Here is a 20,555-nt window from a genome sequence, read left to right on the forward strand (position 1 = left end):
CACTGGGTGCCAGCGGTGCGCCAACTCGTGCCGCCGAACGGACGGTCAGTCCTCCGGGGCGAGCCGGGCCGCCGCCTCCGCCACGCGATCGCCGTAGCGAGGATCGAAAGGCGCGATCGACTCGTTCTCCAGCACCGCACACAGGTTCCAGAACGCAACCTGCTCACCCTGGTTCCACGGCTCGCTCACTCGATCCTCGTCGTGCCAACGAGAGCACCTCGAACAAGACCAGCGCTTCGTCCCCGGTCAGCGAGACGGTCACGTTCGACTCCGACATGCGGTCATCACTGCCTGCCTGCCTGCTCGCTTGCGTAGTGCACGCGTGCGAATCTGTCGGGATCCGATTGGCTGCGACTTACGACATCCCGCCCAGAAAGCAGCGGCTGGTCGTCGTACTCGGACCTACATATGTCGCCTTCCCGGCACCGTGCTGAGCGCGAGGGCCCGGTTCCGACGGCACTTATGTACGTCCGAGTACGGACCGTCCGGAGGTGTGGGACGAGGCCATTCCGCCGCCTAACGGACGCGCAGATCTGATGAGCGAAAGGCAGGCCACAGTCATTCATACGTAACGCTGGCCGGGCGCTGCAAGCTACCTCGCGGCAGTCGGAACGGAACTGGTCACGATGCTCCCGCTCCTCTGGGGTCGGCCGCCGAAGGCTGCGGCACCCAGCAGGCATAGGCCAGCGGTTGCGGTGAGCAGACCCGAGATCCCCTCGTACCAAGGCTGAGCATCGTAGGGACCCACCGCATAACTGAACATGGCAACGAGCGGCGTGCCTAGGACCAGCAACGCCGCCGCGGCCAGCGTCCATCCGCGGGAGTCGATCGCGAACCGAATCAGCAGGGCCGGGGGCACGAAGGCCCACACGAAGCTGGCCAGGTCGTGAGCCGTCGCCTCGACGACGCTGCCGGCGAGTCCGGACCGGAGGGTGGCGGCGCCCACCACCGCCGTGGCTAGCACCGCGCCGACCAGCGCCATCGCGGCGAAGACACCCGGCCTACGGCCAGTGAGAGCCCACGGCAGCAATACGAAGGCGAGCGCGAGGACCAGCAGCGACCATCCGGCCAACTCTGCGGCATCTCCCACGGGCTCCCACGGGGCAGCGGGTGGCAGGAAGTCATACCGATGGTCCTGGCGGACGGTGCAGAGCGCGCTGTCGGCCTCGCCCCACGCGCAGGCGCCCGCCCAACGCTGCCACGACGCGGCGTACATCAGCGCGCCGCACGCAACCATCAGCAGCCCCGCTCCGACTCTCAGCACCCGCAGCGCCACGCTCTTCCCCGTCCTCGCAGTCACAGTGTGCGACGCCCGTCGCTCCTGAGGAAGGGGACGTCGTTTGGCGGTCTCGCCGGACGCGGTTGTTGCGTGATCCGTTAAGGAGCTATCTGGGCCGTGGCCCACCCGACGCGTGAGTGCGTCACACCCCCGCGAGTAGGCGTACGCACGAGGCGCGCTCTCATGGCGATGAGCGGTTACAAGCCATGGACAGTTGCCTCATCTGACCTGTTACAGCACGTTGAGTCAGGAGTGGTGGGGGTTCATCGCGGCCACGGCATCACGGAGCCACTTGCGGGAGGTGTCGTTCAGCATCGGAAGTGCTGCCTCCGCGTCCTATCGGTCCTTCTCCCTTGCCAGGGCGGCCTTGAACATGAGCGTGACCTCGGGCCGGGCGTAGCGCAGCCCATCGGACGCGACCCACGTGACCGCTTCGAGGTCTTCGGTGTGGGCAGGATTGCGCTTGTTGGTCCAGCGGCCCTGGGTTTCGGGCGTGAACGGGACGTCCAGGACCCACGTTGACTGCGCGTTCCGTCGGATCCAGATCTGGCTATCCGGTCGCACCTGGCGGAACCGAGCGTCGTACGGTCGAAACCATGAGTCGTCGACGTTCCACGGCGTCCAGTGGTCGCCGAGGAATAGCCGGAACGCCTCGGCGTCGCTCGACAGGATGGAGATGTCCATGTCCTCGTGCGCCCTGCTGGCACCCGTGAACACCTCGATGCTCCATCCGCCGATGATCCACCACGGCCGGTCGAACCCCTCCATGAACTCCCCGATGTTCGAGGGATCAAGCGGGTCCCACCCGCCGTACCAACGCTGGAAAGCCCCCGGCGGGAGATGACTGGCTTTGCCCGGTTCCGGTGTCGGCGGTGGGAGACGAATCGGTGACACGAGTGCCGAGACTACTCGCGGAGAGCGACAGGACGAGTCCGCTTCACATCAGCATCCGGTTCTGCCGCGATCCGCTCGCAAGCCGAGTGCGTCTTTTCGCCGCCTGTTGGTGCGCCTTCGAAGCGCACTTTCAGCCGAGCGGTTGCGCGCCTGGCCGAGGGGTCTCTCCCTTCGACTCCCATGACACGCCGACTCGTGGATGCCGTGAAAGTTCACCCAAGCCACGCCTCCCCGTCACGGGGTCAGGACGATTCGACCGAAGACCTGGCTGAGGTCCATCTGGCGGTGAGCTTCACCAGCCTGATCCAGGGGCAGGACGGCATGGACCACGGGGTGCAGCTCGCCGCGAACAGCTGCCTCGAACTGGCTGGCACGAGCAGCATCTCTCTCTGCCACGGGGATCGAGGCGAGGCTGAAAGTGGCAACCGATCGCGATTGCTGGAACGTCTCCATGAGTCGCAGGCCGAAATCGGCCGGCGGGAACCCGGCGACCGCGCCGACGAGGACCATGCGGCCGTTCGGCGTGAGTCGATCGATGAAGGAGGGCACTGCTGCACCACCAACGATGTCGATGATCACGTCAAAGTTCGATGGCGCACCCGAGCCACCGTGTCCGGCACGGTCCAGGACATCGGTGGCCCCGAAGCCCTTCAGCCGCGACCCCCGCTCAACGGAGGAGGTCGTCACGGCGATGGCACTCACTCCCATGCGCGCGGCGTGCTGCACCGTCGCGATGCCGATGCTGCCGGCGGCGCCACGTATCAGGACCGATTCACCCTTCACGAGGTGAGCGTGAGCGAGGGCGAAGTGTGCAACCGTCGCCGCGCTCCCGAGCGTCACGGCCTGGATGGATGACAGTTCCTCCGGGAGGGCGATCAGCTCGCCGACGTGGGCCACCGCCTGCTCGGCATAGCCACCGGTGGTTCCGGTGAACGCCCATACCCGACGCCCGATCCACGAGGGATCGACCTCGGCGCCGACTGCGGTCACGGTCCCGACCACCTCGCTGCCCGGGATCATGCCAACACCGAACCCCACCCCCATCATCCCCCGGCGAATGGCGGCGTCCACTCCGCCGACCCCGATCGCCTCGGTCTGGATCAGCACCTGCCGAGCCAACGGGGTGGGCGCAGGGACGTTGACGACGGCCATACCCCTCGGGTCTCCGAACTGCTTGATCACTACTGCTCGCACGGCTGTCTCCTGCTCGTCCCTCGTGACTCAGGTAACGTCAGGGACGTTAATGGACGCCCCCGTCCATTTGGGGAAGTGAGAGTGATGGCCGCCGACCTGCCTCACCATCTCCGAGCTGACGCGCGCGACAACCGCGACCGCATGATCTCGGCGGCACGGGCTGCCTTCTCAGAACGCGGCCTCGACGTCGGCATGCGCGAGGTCGCCCGCCGCGCAGAAGTAGGGCCGGCGACCCTCTACCGCCGCTTCCCCACGAAGCAGGCCCTCATCGACGAAGTGTTCGCTGCCGAGCGACGCTCGTGTGAGCAGATCGTGGAAGAGGGATGCGCCGACCCAGACCCGTGGCGTGGTTTCACCTCGGTGCTGCAGAGACTCACGGCCCTGAACATTCACAACCGAGGATTCGTCGACGCCTTTATGTCCGCCGCACCAGCAGCAGCCCCGTTCACCGCGCACCGGAAGAAGCTCCTCGGGATGCTCGAACGACTAGCGCATCGAGCGCAAGCCCAGGGCAGGCTGCGCTCGGACTTCGTCATCGACGACCTCGTGCTAGTCCTCCTCGCCGGGCGAGGCTTGTCCACTTCCCTCCCCAACGCCCGCGATCACGCAGCACGGCGATTCGCCACCCTCGCCGTCGATGCCTTCCGTGCGCAGGACCCCTGACCCCCCACGAATCACCAGCTGCGCGTGTCCCTTCCTCGCCCGCCGCGTCAGGTGCGGCGTCCCGCCCCGACGCACTCTTCTGGCACGATCCGCGCGCCAGCTAGGTGCGTCTTACCCCCGCCAATGACGCACGTCGTCCTACGTCCGCCTGTGGAATCGGACGGCGCCGTCGGGGAGCGGCTCTGAGGTGTAGGTCGGGTCGTGAGCTCGATGATGGTGGTGCGAGCAGAGCAGCAACCCGTCGGCGAGGTCGGTGCGTCCGCCGGTCGACCACGGGTGTTGATGGTGGGCCTCGCACCACGGAGCGGGCATGTGGCAGCCCTCCGCGCGGCACTCGCGATCGGTCAGGGCCAGCGCGCGGCGTTGGGCGCGGGAGAAGAGGCGTTGGGCGCGGCCGAGGTCGAGGACCTCGCCCTTCCCGTCGAGGACGGCGGGGACGATCAGGGCGGTGCAGGCCAGGCGGCGGGCCTCCTCGGCGGTGATCCGGTCGACCGAGTCGCCCGGGGCCGGATTGCCGAGGGTGGCGGTACCGAGGTCGGAGCGCAGCGACTCCAGCGACATGGTCACCACGAGCGTGGTCGCGTCGCCGCCGTGGATCGGGAGCCGACCCGGGTCGAGGGTCTCCAGGAGCTGGCAGAACGCGGCCGCGGCCTTGCGGCCGTACGGCACGGGCCGGGCGGACGGCTCACCGGGCTTCGAGACGCGACTTCGTCCCTCCTCAGCCAGCGTCGGGGCGGAGTCGTCACGGCGGGGGTTGGTGAAGGCATGCAGGTAGGTCGCGAGCCGGGCCGCGGACGCGTCCGGGATCAAGCCGCTGATCCGCGTCGTGCCGTCACCCAGCGACTTCAGTCCGAGGCGCATGCGTTGGTGGGCGGAGGCTTCGAGGTCGGCCAGGTGGCGGGCCTCGGCGATATCGGGGGCGACGACGTCGAGGATCCGGCGACCGAGGCGGCGTAGCTCGACGGGATCGAAGCGGGCGGCGTACCCCACCAGGACGGCCTCGGCCTGGTCGACGACCGCGGCGTCGACGTCGGCCGGCAGTTCCGCGAGCGCGACCGCGATGGCCCGGGCCTGGTCCAGGTTCACCCCGCCCTCACGCACGGCGGCGGCTAAGACCGGCCGGTCGGCCAGCGTTAGGGCCAGCCGGAGGTCAGCCGCACAGTCACTACGCCGGAGACGCGTCGCAGCTGCCGTCCAAGCGCCGACGTCTCGAGCGCCGGACTCCTCGGCCACATCACCGGCATCCGCAGTCACTCGCAGCCGAAGCTCGGCCACCCGAGCCTCGACCGCCACCAGTTCCTTCAACGCAGCCGCCTTGTCGGAGGTGGCCATGAAGGCCGGGTTCACGTCGACCACCGACTTCAGGACATGGTCCAGCTCACGGGTGGCGACCCGGATCGGGTGGTCCATGCGAGCCTCCGAGAGCTCCACAACGGTGCGGGATGATGCGTCAATTCTACTCGAACACCCGTTCGATGCAGGACTCTCTCCACAAGCTGCCGGTGTCGTCTCAAGACATCGGTGACAGTTCTGCGCCGTCGGGGTGACTGCGACCCGAGTCCACGGTCCGCACGACCAGGGCAGCGCACCTCCGTCAGAGCAGCGCCTCGATCTGAGGGAACTGCCGCTGCAGCGCTCGCAGGTGTGGAGCGACGGCCGGGTGGCGGTACTTGCCGGCCAGCGCGCCCTCGCCGCCCGCCACCCGGGCTAGCGCCCACTCCGCCCGGTTGAGCACGGTCAGTACGGCGGTGACCCGGGCGCCCTGCGCCGCTTCCTCGCGTCCCCCGAACCCGCCGGGCAGCCCCATCAGGTAGGCATCGAGCAACGGTTCGAACTCCTCGCGGGCCATCAGCAGGTGATAGCCGAGGTCGGCACCCACCGGTCCCCTGCCGAGCATCGACCAGTCGATGGCGACCACGTCGTCGCCGAGCCGGCCGGGCAGGTTGGCGGGCACCGGATCGCCGTGCTGGGCGACCTGGGGCAGCGCGTCGAGCTCGTCGAGGAGCGCGTTGCGCCTGCTCCACAGGTGCTCGGCCACGTCGGCGACGGTGGTCCGAGCCAGCGTGCGCCAGCCGCCGTGCCGCTCGACGCGCCGCATCCGGTCCCGCAGCTGGTCGCGGGCCAGCCACCGGATGCCACCGAGATCGGCGCCGGCGAACCGGCCGAGCCCGTGAGCGATGAACAGCCCGGAGCAGGCGGCATTCTCGACCCACTCCTGGGTCAGCGTGATCCCCTCGGAGTCCTCCTCGACCGCCGAGACGGGACCCCGCAGGCCGGGCGTGTGGTCGACGAGGCAGGCGGTCACGACATCGGCGCCCCGCCGCCAGTAGGCGAAGTGGTGGGGATCGCTCAGCTCGGCGGGGTCGTGCTCACCGGGGGCGGCGAGGCGCTTGACGACCACCGGTCGGTCGCCGACGACGGTGCGCCACACACCGACCGTGGAGGTGCCGGTGCCACCCGGGAGCGGGTGCCAGCCGGGCTCGGGCTGCCACATGGCGCCATCGTGACAGACGGGAAGCCTGGTTCCGGGGAGATCAGCCTGTTCCGGCGTCCGCGTTGAGCACCTCGACCTGCACCGCGCACGCATCCGTCACGGCCTGCTGCAGCACCGCCCGCCGCGGATCGGGTACGGCGAGCCACGGCTCGACGACCGGCAACGACCGCAGCCGCGGGTCGGCCAGCACCTCCTCGATCGCCGGTCGGTCTCCCCCGGTGACCAGCGGTCCGCGCAGCCCGGCCAGGATCCGGGCGGCGTGCTCGGCGGCCGCCTCGTAGGCCTGACGGGCCTGGTTGTCCCGACGCCGGGCGAACCGCTGCTGGCTCTGCCCGCCGGCCTTGGTGCGCCCCTGGACGTGCCGCTGGCCGACCTTCGACTCGCCGATCGCGCTCCCGGAGAGCCGGGCCACCGCGAAGCCGCCCTTGCGCACCAGCAGCACGCCCCAGTCGTCGGGCGCCGCCACGGCCGAGGCGAAGGCTGCGGCGTCCGGGAGGCCGTCGTACCTCTGGGCGAACGGGAGGCGGGCGACGAAGGTCGAGCCGTCGGAGGCGGCCCCGCCGAGAGCGCCGCCCGCCACGCTCAGCCCGGTCGCGCCGTGTCGGCCCTGGAAGTTCAGCACCCACTTCTCCAGGCGCGCGGCGGGCACCAGCACGGTCGTCACGGCGTCAGTCCACCACGAGCGCCCGACGCGACCGCCCGGCAGGTCGGGACAACAGGCCGCTGTGCCCAGGACTCCGGGCGGCCCAGGATCGTCCGGCCGCACCCTGCCCTGCCCCGCGACCGAAGGCCCGACGATGTCACTCCTGCCCCGCTCCGTCCCGAGCCAGCCGATCCTGCGGATCGTGCTCCTGCTGGTCGGTGCCGTCGCGCTCGTCGGCGGGGCCGCCTGGACGGCCACCGCGGCGGGCCTCGGGACCGACGACGACGCCCGGGTGAGCACGGCTGCCCCGGCGGCGGCCGAGCCGGCGCAGGACGTGAAGCTCACCGGCGAGGGGCTGGTCGCCTGGCTGGACGCGATCAGTGCTCTGGAGGGGCTCGACCAGGTCGCGGAGAACGCGCCGTTCGGCGCCAAGGAGTTCTTCGAGCAGCAGACCGGCATGGACTTCGTCCCGTTCCTGCGCGAGAAGATCGAAGCCGCCGTCGGCAGCGGGATCGACCTGTCCGAGCTCGACACCAAGCTCGACGACATCGACGGCGACGGGGACCCGGCCAGCGACTTCGACGAGATCGAGGGCGTCACCGTGGACCTCGACGTCGACCTCACGCCGAAGGACGCGGCCGGCGCCTTCGACGTCAAGATCACCGTGAAAGCCAGCGCGGCCCAGGACAGCCCGCTCGCGATGAGCCTCGACGGCCTGAAGATCAACGGCCGGAACGCCGCCGACTCGCTCAAGCTCGACCTGGCCAGCACCCTGCGCCTGGACCCGAGCGCCACCAAGAAGATCGTCATCGTGGCCGACCAGGCCGCGATCGGCACCGTCCGCCTCGGCGTCGACGGGTCGTACGCCGGCACGACCAACCCGCTCGCCTTCCAGGTGGGCATCCTCGGCGTGCGCGCCACCGGCAAGGTCAAGGCCGACGTCGGCGTCCAGGTCACCCTGAAGGACCCCAACGGCGACGGCGTGATCGACCTCCAGGAGCTCGCGGCACCGGCGACGCTCTTCGACGCGTCCTGCGTGTCGACGGGCGCGACGGTCGACCTCACCGTGACCGCGGAGCTGGCCGGGATCACCGGGAAGGCCGGCCGGATCACCCTGGCCGACAACACGCTCTGCAACGGCCTCGGGGCACCGGACGTCGAGCTCGGCGACCTGGCCCAGTTCCGCTCGCTCACCCTCGCCGACGTGGTCAACGGCCTCGCCCAGGTCACCCAGGCGCTGAAGTCGGCCCAGGCCGCTGGGGACGTCCCGCTCCCCTTCGTCCAGGAGCCGCTGCGCGACCTGGTCTCGGTCAACGAGCGGCTCGTGAAGTTCTTCGTCGACAACGGCTTCACCGACGCCGACAACCCGATGGCGACGATCACGGTCGACACCAAGGAGAGCGCCGCCGTGAAGTCGCTCCAGGACCTGGTGCCCCGGCTCGCGGCCGCGCTGGGCATCTCGCCGGAGACCCTGGCGGTCCGGTACGACGCGGGCCGCGTGCTGCTGTCGGTCAAGACCGCCGCCGATCCCGAGCCCAGCTCCGGGACGGTCAACCTGAGCAAGACCCTGTCCAGCGTGGGTGTCACCGAGATCACCGGAGAGGCCACGGCGAGCATCGACCCTGCCTACACCGTCGACCTCGGGGTGGGCTTCGACCTCGCGGCCGGCAAGACGCTGGACCAGCGGTTCTACCTGACCAACGGCGCCGGCGGTCAGGTGGCCACCATCGACGCCGACGTCACCGCCGACCTGGACATCGAGGCCGTCGCCGCCGTGCTCGGCCTGCGCCTCACCGATGCCGACCCCGAGGGTGCCGTGCCCCTGCTGCAGCGCAAGGACACCGGGAAGCCGATGTTCAGCCTCGCCCTGACCGACCCGGACAAGAACGGCCGCACCACCCTCGCCGAGCTGTCGGCCGCAGCTGCCCTGCCCGTCCGGGCGACCGTCAACGCCACCGTCCCGAGCACCAGGCTCACGGCCGAGGCGAACGCCGTCGGGATCCCGCTCGGCTCCGGCAGCATCACCATCGCCTGGCCCAGCGTCCCCGACACCACCGACTCCGGAGCGCTCAAGGTCAGCGCCGACCAGGCCTTCCTCGACACCGCGCTCCCGTTCGCCTTCGACCCCGAGGACCCGCGCGCCCTGATCAGCCAGGTGCTGACGGTGACCCGGGAGACCATCACCAGGATGCGTGCGGCGGTCGCCGACGGTGACGTCACGACCACGACGCCGCTCCCGCTCGTCGGCAGGAGCGTCGCCGACCTCGACCCCGTCCTGGTCAAGATCCAGACCGCGGTCGACCGGCTGATCCAGGCCAACGAGCTGCTCACCCTGCCGGGCCTGCAGGCGGAGCTCGACCAGGTGCTCGCGAAGGAGCTCGGCCACCTCGGCGAGGAGGTGCCGGAGATCGTGACGCTCGCCTACGAGCCCCGCACGGCGACCACCCCCGCCACGGTCGTGGTGAAGCTCGACCTCGGCGCCTGCAGCACCGACCGCGCCGAGGGGCGCGAGGGTTGCACCGTGACCGGCGCCCCGGTCGACGTCCCGTTCAACCTCGACCTCGGAAGCGGCTCCCGGGTCGGCGGCGTCGCGGGCGTGGGCACCGAGGGCACCGTCAAGGTCGGGTACGACGCCCGTGCCAACCTCACCTTCGGCGTCCAGCTCCCGAACGTCGCCGCCGGCCCCACCCCCACCAGCCTGCCCACCCCGAGCGGCGCCCCCCGGCTGTTCGTCCAGGACGACGCCGCCCTCGACCTCGGCCTCGGCGCCCGGGTCGACGGAGTCCTCGCCGCCGGCCTCGGTCCGGTCCAGGTCAGCCTCGGCCGGACCGGTGACGGCGAGCCCAAGGCCCGGGCCGCGGTCGCCGCGCGTTTCAAGATCGCCGCCCCCGCCCCGACCAAGAAGCGCCTGGTCGTGGGCTCCCCCGAGTTCACGACCTGGCTCGGCACCCTGCTGCCGAAGGCCGGCGAGGTGAGCGTCCACGAGACCGACGACGCACTGAAGGCCACCTGCCCGGGGGTCTCGTCCGCCGTCGACGCGTGCGCCACGCTGCCGGTCTACGCCGACTCCACCTCGCTCGGCGCGGTCACCTTCACGGCGCCGGACCTGCTCACCCCCAGCGGTTGGGACATCGACTCGACCGAGGTCGAGGAGAACCTGAAGAACGAGGCCATCCAGTTCTCACTGCTCGTGGACGGCGTCCGCACCCTGACCCAGCAGATCGGCGATGGCCTGCGCAGCCTCCCCACCGGCACCAGGATCCCGCTGCTCGGCACCGACGTGACCGCCGGGGCCGACGTACTGAAGACCTTCGACACCGAGGTCCTGGCCCGGGTCGAGACACTCGCGGACCAGGTCGCGACGGTCGCCACGGCCGGACAGGTCGAGGAGAAGGCGCTCGCCGCCCTGTCCCAGCTGCCCGGTGGGGCGACGCCGAAGGTGACCCTCACCTGCCGTCAGGAGGACGGCTCACCCGTCAAGAAGTGCGCCGACGGCGACCCGGTCCGCCGGCTGCAGAGCCTCCAGGTCGACGTCCTGGTGACCACCAGCACCACGAAGGGCAGCACTGCCTTCGACCTCGGCTTCCCGGGCTTCCGGCTGGCCAGCAAGCAGAAGCTCACGGCGTCCGCGGGGCTCGACGTACGGCTCGGCTTCGGCGTCGACCGCGACCTGGGCTTCTACGTCCCGACCGGAGGCAGCGAGCCCGAGGTCGCGCTGCGAGCCGGGGTGAAGCTGCCGGCGACCGTTAACGGCGACATCGCCTTCATCCCGGTCAAGATCACGGACAAGCAGAACGACGTCGACGACGTGTCCGTGACCGCCGGGCTCGACCTGCGCACCAGTCGCCCCGACGGCCGGCTGCCGCTGGCCGACCTCGGCCGGGCGCAGCTCTCCCCCGGTCTGAAGGCCGAGGCCAACCTGCTCCTCGGCCTGGAGACGCAGAAGGCGTCCGGAGCGCTGTCGGCCATGCCGACCTTCACCGCCGACCTCGACCTGGGCACCACGCTCACCTGGAACGGCACCAGCCCGACGCCGTCGTTCAGCGGCGAGCGCTTCCGCTTCCGGAACGTCACCCTGGACGCCGGCAGCCTCTTCACCGACGTGCTCAAACCCGTCGCGGACACCCTGCACGACTACACCGCGCCGCTGGAGAAGCCGATCGACGCGATCCGCAAGCCGATCCCGGCCGTGGCCGAGGCGGCCCGGATGGCCGGCAAGGAGGCGCCGACCTGGTACGACGCCTTCAAGGCCGCGGACCGCGCCGCGAACGGCGGCCAGTCCAAGGGTCTGGAGCTCATCGACCGGGTGATCACGTTGATCGACCTCGTGCGCGCCTTCGACGACCCGAGCGTCCCGGCCGGCGTCATCTCGCTCGGCTCCTTCGACGTCATCCCCGAGAAGGCGCGGACGCCCGTCCCGCTCTCCGAGGCCGACAGCCTGATCGGGAGCACGTCCGCGACGAGCACCGACGTCATCGGCAGCCTGCAGTTCTCCGGCGCCGACGAGCTCTCCAAGGCCCAGTCCGAGGGCGGCTTCAGCTTCCCCGCCTTCGACGAGCCCGCCAGCCTGTTCGGGATGCTCCTGGGCAAGGACGTGACCCTCGCCTACTTCGACGCCGGCAAGCTCGAGGTCAAGCGCGGCTTCCAGTTCTCCTACCCGCTCGGCCCGGCCCGGCTCTACATCGGCGGCGGCGCCGGCGTGGAGGGTCACTTCGCCGCCGGCTTCGACACCTACGGTCTCCGCAAGGCCTTCGAGCTGCTCACCGACAACGACGAGTCCAACGACGGCGCCTGGGACCTGACCGCGGGCCTGCTGCAGGGTCTCTACCTCGACGACTTCGACCGGAGCGGCAAGGACGTGCCCGAGATCCGGTTCAGCGCCTACCTCAGCGCCGGCGCCGCGATCGGCATCCCCGGCATCGAGGCCGGCGCCGAGGGCGGTGTCGAGGGCGCCATCGAGTTCAACCTGAAGGCGGACCCGTCCGGCAAGCTGCGCTACACCGGGATCGCCGAGCAGCTGAAGATCAACAAGAACCCGCTCTGCTTCTTCGACGCGACCGCGACGGTCGACGCCTACGTCAAGGCGTACGTCGACACCTTCTTCGGGAAGGCGACCTACCCGATCGTCAACAAGCGCATCTACCACCAGGCCAACCTCTTCACCTTCTGCAAGACCAAGCAGGAGGGTGAGAACCAGCTGGCCACGGTGGACCGCAACGGCGTCCTGGTGTTCAAGTCCCTGTCCACGCCGGACGACCTCACCATCACCCAACTGTCCGCCCAGAAGCTCGAGCTGTCCGCACGCGGCCTCGTAGAGACGTACGACGGGGTGACGAGCATCGTCGCCGACCTCAAGGGCGGGGACGACGTCCTCGACGTCCGCCAGGCCACGGACACGCTGCCCGGGCTGCCGGTGACCGCCTGCGGCGGCTCCGGCAGTGACCGGATCCTCGTCGCCGCCGGCACGGCCACCGTCTACGGCGACGACGGCGGCACCTGCGTCGCGGCCGTGGACCCGCGCAGTGACGACATCACGACCGGCTCCGGCGACGATCAGGTCGACGGTGGTGCCGAGTCCGACACCATCGACTCGGGGCCGGGGAACGACGAGCTCGCCGGCGGGGAGGGCGACGACGCGCTCCGCGGCGGCCTCGGCGACGACAAGATCAACGGCGGGGACGGCAACGATCTCACCGACTACAGCGACCACGTCGAGGACGTGACCGTCGACCTCGCCGAGACCAGCGGCCAGGCTGGTGAGCAGGACAAGGCCACCTCGATCGAGCAGGTCGTCGGCGGCGCCGGGGACGACACCGTCACGATCCCGGCCGGCGAATCGCTCCAGGTGGACGGCGGGTCCGGCGACGACCAGGTCACCGGCACCACCGGGACGGCCGTCGTGATGGGCGGCGACGGCGCGGACCGCTTCGTCGGTGGCACCGGCAGCGCCCAGTTCATGGGCGGCGGCGGCGACGACGTGTTCGTCGACGGACCCGGTTCGCAGACCTTCCTCGGCATGGAGGGCCGCGACACCGTCGACTACTCGGCCACCGACGCGCCGGTCCGGGTCGACCTCGACGGCGCGCCCGGTGACGGCCCGATCGGCGTCGGGAACGACAACATCATGGACGCCGACCTCGTGCTCGGCACGGTCCACCCCGACCAGCTGGTCGGCAGCAGTGCCGCCGAGGAGCTCCGTGGCGGCGCCGGCGACGACGCCCTCTCGGGCGGCGGCGGCGACGACCTGCTGCTGGGCGCCGGCGGGGACGACGAGCTGGTCGGTGGTGGCGGGACCGACCGCCTCGAGGGTGGCCCGGGCACCGAGCAGCTCCGCGGCGGCACGGGCAACGACGTACTCCTCGGCGAGGCCGACGACGACGACCTCGACGGTGAGGACGGCAACGACGCCATCGACGGCGGGCTCGGCGACGACCGGGTGCGCGGCGGCGGGGGCGCCGACGACCTGAGCGGCGGCGACGACTTCGACTGGGTCGACTACTCCGACCGGACCGAGCGGCTGACGGTCAGCAAGGACAACCAGCCCAACGACGGCGCGACCTCCGAGCGGGACAACCTGCGCCGCAACGTCGAGCGGTACGTCGGGGGCTCGGGCACCGACGACGTGACCGGGTTCGCGGGCGACGAGGCGGCCGGGCTCAGTGGCGACGAGGTCTTCGAGGGCAACGACGGCATCGACTACCTCTCCGGCATCGGCGGTGCGGACCGCTTCGACGGCGGCCCCGGGGCCGATCAGCTCTACGACCGCGACGACGGCCACCGCTTCGACGCGGGCGACACGCACGCGGACACCTTCGTCGGCGGAGACGGTGACGACTGGGCCTACGGCAACGGAGGCACCGACGTCTTCGAGATGGGTGCGGGCAGGGACGAGGTCCGCGGCGGCCCGGACGCCGACACGTTCCGGATGGGCGACGGCGACGACATGGTCTACGCCGGCGACGGCCCCGACCTGGTCCACGGCGAGGGCGGCGACGACACGCTCCGTGGCGAGGACGGCGACGACGTCCTGCACGCCGACGAGTCGACGGACGGCAACACCACGATCTACGGCGGCAACGGGGCCGACACGATCTACAACGCCACCAACGGCCATGGCGGCCACGTCACCACCGGCGTCGGCAGCAGCGGCGAGACCGACAACAGCACGAACGTCGTGTTCGGCTACGACGGAACGCCCGGCCGCACCAGCTTCTACAACGGCGCGCTCGGCACGGACGTCTTCCACCTCGGTGGCAGCGACGACAACGTCTCCGCCGGGCCCGGGGCCGACGTGGTCGAGACCGGCGACGGCCGCAACGTCGTCACCGGCGGCGAGGGCAATGACACCGTCACCGGTGGAGCCGGCCGGGACAGCATCCACGGCGACGGGGGCGACGACACGATCGCCGGCGCCGGCGCCGACGACGGGGTGTACGGCGACGAGGGCAACGACCGTCTCGACGGCGGGCCCGGCGACGACGCGGTCTGGGGGTACCTCGGCAACGACGTGCTCGTCGGCGGGGACAACGCCGACGACCTCCAGGGCAACGAGGGCGACGACACGGTCAGCTACTCCGACCGGACGACGCCGATCACCATCCGCGAGGACGGGATGTGGACGGAGGGCGGCATCGAGGATGTCAGCGTCGACCCGGGCAGTCCGGACGAACGCGACCGGATCGCCCACGACGTGGAGCGCTACGTCGGTGGTGCCGGCGCGGACCGGATCACGCTGCGGCACCACAACCGACTGGACCCGGTGGTGCTGGCCGGCGGGCCCGGCGACGACGTGCTGACGGTGAACGACATCGCGGTCCGCGCCACCTTCGTGGGCGGGCCGGGTGCGGACACCATGACCGGCAACGAGGCGGCGGACGTGTTCGACCAGGGCGCGGCACCCGACGGCGCCGACGTCCTGATCGGCCGCGGAGGTGCCGACGTCGCCGACTACCGGAGTCGGCCGGCCGGCTCGGTCCGGGTGACCTTCGACGGCGTCGCCGACGACGGCGCCCCGGGCGAGCAGGACAACGTGCAAGCGGACGTCGAGTCGGCGCCCGGCAGCGGCGAGCCGGACCCCGAGCAGGTGGAGGTCACCCTGGCGCTCGCCCCGGTCCGGGTCACCGAAGGAGCAGGATCCACGCGTCCGCTCGCCCGGTTCACGGTCACCACCTCGGCGGCTCCCGCCACGCCGCTGACCGTGCCGTGGACGGTCGCCGGGGTCACGGCCACGGCCGGCGCGGACTTCGCACCCGGCGGCGGCACGGTCACGGTCCCCGCGGGCGCGACGAGCGCGAGCTTCGACGTACCCGTGCTGGGCGACGCGCTCGACGAACCCGACGAGACGGCTCACGTCACGGTCGGGGCGGCGCCGGGAAGCACCGCGAGCGCGGCGCTGACGATCGTCGACGACGACCCCGCGCCGCGGGTGACGGTCCGCTCCGCATCGGTCGCCGAGGGCAGGAAGGGCACCCGGAAGCTGACCTTCCAGGTCGTCCTCTCGGCCGCCTCGGCCCAGCCGGTGTCGGTGCGGGTCGCGACCGCCAACGGCACCGCGAAGGCCGGGTCGGACTACCTCGCCCGGGCCCAGGTCGTCGCCTTCGCGCCGGGGCAGACGGTGCGCACCTTCGTCGTCAGCGTCCGGGGCGACCGGAAGAAGGAGAGGAACGAGAGCCTCAAGGTGGTCACCTCCACCCCGGTGAACGTCACGCTCGGCTCCCCCGCCCGCGGGACGATCCGCAACGACGACAGGAAGAAGCGCTGAGTCGGCAGAAGTTGCCCGCCGAGTCGGCAGCAACTACTGCCTACTCGGCGGGGGCTGCCGGTGGGGCCACGTGCGAGAGCGGGAACTGGTCTCGGCACGCCCGTCGCGGCTTCGCAGGCTCACGCGGGGCTCGCTCGACCTCTTCGGGTCGCGCCGGTCCGCCTGACGCGCAGAGCGCGTCAGGCTGGCCGACGCGCCTCAGACGTTGAAGCCGAGGGCTCGCAACTGCTCGCGGCCGTCGTCGGTGATCTTGTCCGGGCCCCACGGGGGCATCCAGACCCAGTTGATCGCGACGTCGTTGACCAGGCCCTCCAGGGCTCCGTTGGTCTGGTCCTGGATGACGTCGGTCAGCGGACAGGCCGCCGAGGTGAGCGTCATGTCGATGACGACGTTGCTGCTCTCGTCGAGGTGTACGCCGTACACCAGGCCGAGGTCGACGACGTTGATGCCGAGTTCGGGGTCGACGACGTCCTTCATCGCCTCGGTGACGTCGTCGACCGACACGGTCGAGACTCCGCCGGTGGCCTCCGGGACGTCGGGAAGGTCGCTGTGGTCGACAGCGGTGGGCTCAGCCATGCCATGCTCCATTTGTTGTGCCCTCCAGGGATCGGGCGGTGGCGTCTTTCCAGGCCATCCACGACAGTAGTGCGCACTTCACGCGCGCCGGGAACTTGGCCACGCCGGCGAAGGCGATGCCGTCCTCCAGCACGTCCTCGTCCGGTTCGACGGTGCCCTTGCCCTGCATCAGGGTCAGGAACTCCTCGTGGATCGACATCGCCTGCTCGACCGACTTGCCGATCACCAGATCGGTCAGCACCGAGGCCGAGGCCTGCGAGATCGAGCAGCCGACGGAGTCGTACGACACGTCTGCGACCAAGCCGTCAGCGACGTGCACGCGCAGCGTGACCTCATCGCCGCAGGTCGGGTTGACGTGGTGCACCTCGGCCTGGAACGGCTCACGCAGGCCCTTGTGGTGCGGGTTCTTGTAGTGGTCCAGGATGATCTCCTGGTACAGCGCATCGAGTTCCTGGCTCATCTCTCAACTCAACTTGAAGTAGGAGCGGGTGTATTCCAGGCCTGCGACGAGCGCGTCGATCTCCGCCAGCGACGTGTAGAAGTACGACGACATCCGCGTCGAGCTCTGCACCCCGAACCGGGCGTGCGCCGGCTTCGCGCAGTGGTGACCGGCCCGCACTGCGATGCCGCGCGAGTCGAGGACCTGGGCGATGTCGTGCGGGTGCACGCCGGCGATCTCGAAGGAGATCGCACCTCCGCGGTCAGCGGCGTCGAGCGGGCCGAGCACGCTCAGGCCGGGGATCGTCGCCAGCCCCTCGAGGGCGTACGCCGTGACCGTCTGCTCGTGGGCGTGGATCGCGTCGAGACCGATGTGCGTGAGGTACTCCAGCGCGGCGCCGAGGCCGACGGCCTCGACGATCGGCGGGGTGCCGGCCTCGAACTTGTGCGGGATCGGGGCGTACGTCGACCGCTCCATCCGCACGGTCTCGATCATCTCGCCGCCGCCCAGGAACGGCGGCAGCTGCTCGAGCACCGAGCGCCGACCCCAGAGCACGCCGATGCCGGTCGGCCCGACGACCTTGTGCCCGGTGAAGACGAGTACGTCGGCGCCGCTGGCGACCACGTCGACCGGCAGCTGCGGGGCCGCCTGCGAGGCGTCGACGACGACGATGGCGCCGACCTCGTGCGCCCGGCGGGCGATCTCGGCGACCGGGTTGATGGTGCCGAGCATGTTGGAGACCCAGGTCAGGGTGACGACCTTGGTGCGCTCGGTGATCAGCTCGTCGATGTTCGACAGATCCAGCCGGCCGTCGTCGGTGATCCCGAACCACTTCAGCGTCGCGCCGGTGCGCTCGGTGAGCAGCTGCCACGGCACGATGTTGGAGTGGTGCTCCATCTCGGTGGTGACGACGACGTCGCCCTCGCCGAGCTGGAGCGGACCCGCCCAGGCGAGGGTGTTCGCGACCAGGTTGAGCGCCTCGGAGGCGTTCTTGGTGAAGATCACCTCGTCGCGGCTCGGCGCGTTCAGGAACCGCGCGACCACGTCGCGCGCCCCCTCGAACGCCTCGGTCGCCTCGGCGCCCAGGGTGTGCATGGCCCGCGCGACGTTCGCGTTGTGCCGCTCGAGGTGGTCGACCATCGTGTCGATGACCACCTGCGGCTTCTGCGAGGTGTTCGCGCTGTCGAGGTAGACCAGCGGCAGCCCGCCCGCGACGGTCCGGGACAGGATGGGGAAGTCGGCGCGGATCACCTCCAGCTCGGGGAGGAGTCCGGAGAGCTGCGTGGTGGTCATCTCAGACGCCGGCCTTCAGGTACTTGTCGTAGCCCTCGGCCTCGAGCTGGTCGGCGAGCTCGGGCCCGCCCTGCTCGGCGATCTTGCCGTTGACGAAGACGTGCACGAAGTCGGGCTCGATGTAGCGCAGGATCCGCGTGTAGTGCGTGATCAGCAGGACGCCCTTGCCCTCCTGGGCCCGGAACCGGTTGACGCCCTCGGAGACGATCTTCAGCGCGTCGATGTCGAGGCCGGAGTCGGTCTCGTCGAGGACCGCGACCTTCGGGTTCAGCAGCTCCAGCTGGGCGATCTCGTGGCGCTTCTTCTCGCCACCGGAGAAGCCCTCGTTGACCGAGCGGGTGCCGAAGGTCGGGTCGAGGTTGAGCTTCTCGAGGGCCGAGTTGACGTCCTTGACCCAGGTGCGGAGCTTCGGGGCCTCGCCGTCGATGGCGGTCTTCGCCGTCCGGAGGAAGTTCGACACCGAGACGCCGGGGACCTCGACGGGGTACTGCATCGCCAGGAACAGGCCGGCGCGGGCGCGCTCGTCGACCGACATCGCGAGGACGTCCTGACCGTCGAGGGTCACGGTGCCGCCGGTGATGTCGTACTTGGGGTGACCGGCGATGGAGTAGGCCAGCGTCGACTTCCCGGACCCGTTGGGGCCCATGATGGCGTGCGTCTCGCCGTCCTTGATGGTCAGCGTGACGCCCTTGAGGATCTCCTTCGGGCCGTCGTCGGTGCTGACCGAGACCTGCAGGTCCTTGATCTCAAGAGTGCTCATGAGGGGGTGACTCCGTTCAGGGTGGTGGTGATGTCGACATAGACGTCTGTGTCGCGGACCTCCACGGCGAAGGTGGCGACGGGTTCGGTGGCCGGGAGGCCGGTGGGCTTGCCGGTGCGGAGGTCGAAGCGGGAGCCGTGCAGCCAACACTCGATCTGGCAGTCGGACACCTCGCCCTCCGAGAGCGCGACCGCGGCGTGCGAGCAGAGGTCCTGCAGCGCGAACGCCTCGTCACCGTTGCGGGCGATGACGAGCGTGTAGGCACCGATATCGACGGCCAGCCCCTCGTCGAGGGGTACGTCGGCGAGGGCGCAGGCGCGCTCGAACGGCATCAGACCTCAGCTTCGACTTGTGCTGAGGAGCCGACGGACGAGGCGTCTCGAAGTACGTTCTTCGCCAGCTCGGCCTCGACGGTCTGGAGGAGCTTCTCCTCGATGTCGGGGATGCCGATCTTGCGGATCAGGTCGTTGAAGAAGCCGTGCACGACCAGGCGGCGCGCCTCCTTCTCCGAGACCCCGCGCGAGCGCAGGTAGAACAGCTGCTCGTCGTCGAAGCGGGCGGTCGCGGACGCGTGCCCGGCGCCGGCGATCTCGCCGGTCTCGATCTCCAGGTTCGGGACCGAGTCGGCGTGACAGCCGTCGGAGAGGACCAGGTTGCGGTTCTCCTCGTAGGTCTCGATGCCCTCGGCCACCTTGCGGATCAAGACGTTGCCGATCCACACCGTGTGCGCGCCCTGACCCTGCAGCGCGCCCTTGTAGAGGACGTGGCTCTTGGTCTTGGGCGCGGTGTGGTCGGCGAAGAGCCGGTGCTCCAGGTGCTGACCGTCGTCGGCGAAGTACAGGCCGAGCAGCTCGGCCTCGCCGCCGGGAGCGGCGTACTCGACGTTCGCGTGCATCCGCACGAGGTCGCCGCCGAAGGAGACCGAGGTGTGGCGCACCTTGGCGTCGCGGCCGACCCGGATCGCGTCGCGACCGAGGTGGACCGCGTCGTCGTCCCAGTCCTGCAGGGTCAGCACGTTGACGTCGGCGCCGTCGCCCACCAGCACGCTGGTGATCGCGGAGTAGCGGGCCGAGCCGGTGTGGGTGATCACGACGGTGACCTTCGAGAACCGGCCGGCGCGCACCACCAGCTGTCCCCAGACCAGGTCCTCGACCGACTTCCCGTGCAGGCGCAGCACGATCGGCTCGGTCAGCTCCAGATCGGCCGGCACGTCCAGCAGCAGCGCACCGCCGGCGTTGGCCGCGGCCAGCGCCGAGGGCCGGTCGTTGGGAGCGAGCTCGCCGAGCTCGCGGGCCTGCTCGCCGGTGATCTCGGTCAGCGTCACCCCCGCGGGCAGGGACGTGTCCCAGGTCAGATGGTCGGCCGAGGCCTCGCCGTCGAGGATCCCGCGCAGCCGCTTCAGCGGCGTGAAGCGCCAGATCTCCTCCCGGCCGGTGGGCAGCGGGTGGTCCCCGAGCAGGTACGACGGGGGCGGGTTGAGGTGGCTCCCCACCGGGCCCTGCTCGAGGGCCGACTCCACGCTCTCGCGGGCAGCATCAGTCACAGTCACTACGCGTACT

At 70.5% G+C, this 20,555-nt stretch carries 15 protein-coding genes; 2 read left to right on the top strand and 13 right to left on the bottom strand.

Features of this window, described 5'->3' with window-relative positions; genetic code table 11:
- Positions 1 to 45: 45 nt before the first annotated feature.
- The 4 genes from MUB56_RS17530 to MUB56_RS17545 all read right to left on the bottom strand — a co-directional run bounded on the left by MUB56_RS17530 (position 46) and on the right by MUB56_RS17545 (position 3,280).
- On the bottom strand, positions 46 to 189 hold the full coding sequence (locus tag MUB56_RS17530; protein ID WP_244928295.1) for a hypothetical protein: 144 nt from the start codon (positions 187 to 189) through the stop codon (positions 46 to 48).
- A 403-nt stretch (positions 190 to 592) separates the two neighbouring features.
- Positions 593 to 1,276, bottom strand: a complete 684-nt coding sequence (locus tag MUB56_RS17535) for a hypothetical protein (protein WP_244928296.1) — start codon at positions 1,274 to 1,276, stop codon at positions 593 to 595.
- 339 nt (positions 1,277 to 1,615) lie between these two features.
- A complete protein-coding gene (locus MUB56_RS17540) occupies positions 1,616 to 2,047 on the bottom strand; it encodes a hypothetical protein (protein WP_244928297.1) in 432 nt (143 codons plus the stop codon).
- Between the two features lie 360 nt (positions 2,048 to 2,407).
- Positions 2,408 to 3,280 (bottom strand): zinc-binding dehydrogenase, encoded by an 873-nt coding sequence (locus tag MUB56_RS17545; RefSeq protein WP_244928298.1) that lies wholly within the window; start codon positions 3,278 to 3,280, stop codon positions 2,408 to 2,410.
- 171 nt (positions 3,281 to 3,451) lie between these two features.
- Between MUB56_RS17545 and MUB56_RS17550 the strand changes: the two genes are divergently transcribed.
- A complete protein-coding gene (locus tag MUB56_RS17550; protein ID WP_244928299.1) occupies positions 3,452 to 4,030 on the top strand; it encodes a TetR/AcrR family transcriptional regulator in 579 nt (192 codons plus the stop codon).
- Positions 4,031 to 4,168: 138 nt separating this feature from the next.
- Here MUB56_RS17550 and MUB56_RS17555 read toward each other — a convergent pair whose 3' ends face one another.
- From MUB56_RS17555 to MUB56_RS17565, 3 genes are all read right to left on the bottom strand, one after another.
- Positions 4,169 to 5,440, bottom strand: coding sequence for an HNH endonuclease signature motif containing protein (locus tag MUB56_RS17555; protein WP_244928300.1), 1,272 nt, complete (start codon positions 5,438 to 5,440; stop codon positions 4,169 to 4,171).
- A gap of 184 nt (positions 5,441 to 5,624) precedes the next feature.
- Positions 5,625 to 6,524, bottom strand: a complete 900-nt coding sequence (locus MUB56_RS17560) for a phosphotransferase (RefSeq protein WP_244928301.1) — start codon at positions 6,522 to 6,524, stop codon at positions 5,625 to 5,627.
- 40 nt (positions 6,525 to 6,564) lie between these two features.
- On the bottom strand, positions 6,565 to 7,188 hold the full coding sequence (locus MUB56_RS17565; protein WP_244928302.1) for an acVLRF1 family peptidyl-tRNA hydrolase: 624 nt from the start codon (positions 7,186 to 7,188) through the stop codon (positions 6,565 to 6,567).
- Positions 7,189 to 7,321: 133 nt separating this feature from the next.
- Between MUB56_RS17565 and MUB56_RS17570 the strand changes: the two genes are divergently transcribed.
- Positions 7,322 to 15,928: a Calx-beta domain-containing protein gene (locus MUB56_RS17570; RefSeq protein WP_244928303.1), complete on the top strand. Its 8,607-nt coding sequence runs from the start codon at positions 7,322 to 7,324 to the stop codon at positions 15,926 to 15,928.
- 198 nt (positions 15,929 to 16,126) lie between these two features.
- On the opposite strand, the gene MUB56_RS17575 is transcribed toward MUB56_RS17570, so the two are convergent.
- From MUB56_RS17575 to sufD, 6 genes are read right to left on the bottom strand one after another with little or no spacing between them, the layout of a single operon-like run.
- Complete coding sequence (locus MUB56_RS17575; RefSeq protein ID WP_280637302.1) at positions 16,127 to 16,504, bottom strand: metal-sulfur cluster assembly factor; 378 nt, start codon at positions 16,502 to 16,504, stop codon at positions 16,127 to 16,129.
- Positions 16,497 to 16,964, bottom strand: coding sequence for a Fe-S cluster assembly sulfur transfer protein SufU (sufU, locus tag MUB56_RS17580; protein WP_244928304.1), 468 nt, complete (start codon positions 16,962 to 16,964; stop codon positions 16,497 to 16,499). The genes MUB56_RS17575 and sufU overlap by 8 nt, the downstream gene beginning before the upstream one ends.
- 3 nt (positions 16,965 to 16,967) lie before the next feature.
- Positions 16,968 to 18,236: a cysteine desulfurase gene (locus tag MUB56_RS17585; protein WP_244928305.1), complete on the bottom strand. Its 1,269-nt coding sequence runs from the start codon at positions 18,234 to 18,236 to the stop codon at positions 16,968 to 16,970.
- 1 nt (position 18,237) lies between these two features.
- Complete coding sequence (sufC, locus tag MUB56_RS17590; protein WP_244928306.1) at positions 18,238 to 18,996, bottom strand: Fe-S cluster assembly ATPase SufC; 759 nt, start codon at positions 18,994 to 18,996, stop codon at positions 18,238 to 18,240.
- Positions 18,993 to 19,328 (bottom strand): non-heme iron oxygenase ferredoxin subunit, encoded by a 336-nt coding sequence (locus MUB56_RS17595; protein ID WP_244928307.1) that lies wholly within the window; start codon positions 19,326 to 19,328, stop codon positions 18,993 to 18,995. The genes sufC and MUB56_RS17595 overlap by 4 nt, the downstream gene beginning before the upstream one ends.
- Positions 19,328 to 20,545, bottom strand: a complete 1,218-nt coding sequence (sufD, locus tag MUB56_RS17600) for a Fe-S cluster assembly protein SufD (protein WP_244928308.1) — start codon at positions 20,543 to 20,545, stop codon at positions 19,328 to 19,330. Before sufD ends, MUB56_RS17595 begins: the two co-directional genes overlap by 1 nt.
- Positions 20,546 to 20,555 lie beyond the last annotated feature (10 nt).

It is taken from the genome of Nocardioides sp. W7, assembly GCF_022919075.1.
In the GTDB taxonomy this organism is placed as follows: Bacteria; Actinomycetota; Actinomycetes; order Propionibacteriales; family Nocardioidaceae; genus Nocardioides.

What these genes read in the sequence shown, in the direction of transcription:
- MUB56_RS17540 (WP_244928297.1), bottom strand. Translation starts at nt 2,047, where the DNA reads ATGGAGGGGTTCGACCGGCCGTGGTGGATCATCGGCGGATGGAGCATC.
- MUB56_RS17550 (WP_244928299.1), top strand. Translation starts at nt 3,452, where the DNA reads ATGGCCGCCGACCTGCCTCACCATCTCCGAGCTGACGCGCGCGACAAC.
- MUB56_RS17555 (WP_244928300.1), bottom strand. Translation starts at nt 5,440, where the DNA reads ATGGACCACCCGATCCGGGTCGCCACCCGTGAGCTGGACCATGTCCTG.
- MUB56_RS17560 (WP_244928301.1), bottom strand. Translation starts at nt 6,524, where the DNA reads ATGTGGCAGCCCGAGCCCGGCTGGCACCCGCTCCCGGGTGGCACCGGC.
- MUB56_RS17570 (WP_244928303.1), top strand. Translation starts at nt 7,322, where the DNA reads ATGTCACTCCTGCCCCGCTCCGTCCCGAGCCAGCCGATCCTGCGGATC.
- MUB56_RS17575 (WP_280637302.1), bottom strand. Translation starts at nt 16,504, where the DNA reads ATGGCTGAGCCCACCGCTGTCGACCACAGCGACCTTCCCGACGTCCCG.
- sufU (WP_244928304.1), bottom strand. Translation starts at nt 16,964, where the DNA reads ATGAGCCAGGAACTCGATGCGCTGTACCAGGAGATCATCCTGGACCAC.
- MUB56_RS17585 (WP_244928305.1), bottom strand. Translation starts at nt 18,236, where the DNA reads ATGACCACCACGCAGCTCTCCGGACTCCTCCCCGAGCTGGAGGTGATC.
- sufC (WP_244928306.1), bottom strand. Translation starts at nt 18,996, where the DNA reads ATGAGCACTCTTGAGATCAAGGACCTGCAGGTCTCGGTCAGCACCGAC.
- MUB56_RS17595 (WP_244928307.1), bottom strand. Translation starts at nt 19,328, where the DNA reads ATGCCGTTCGAGCGCGCCTGCGCCCTCGCCGACGTACCCCTCGACGAG.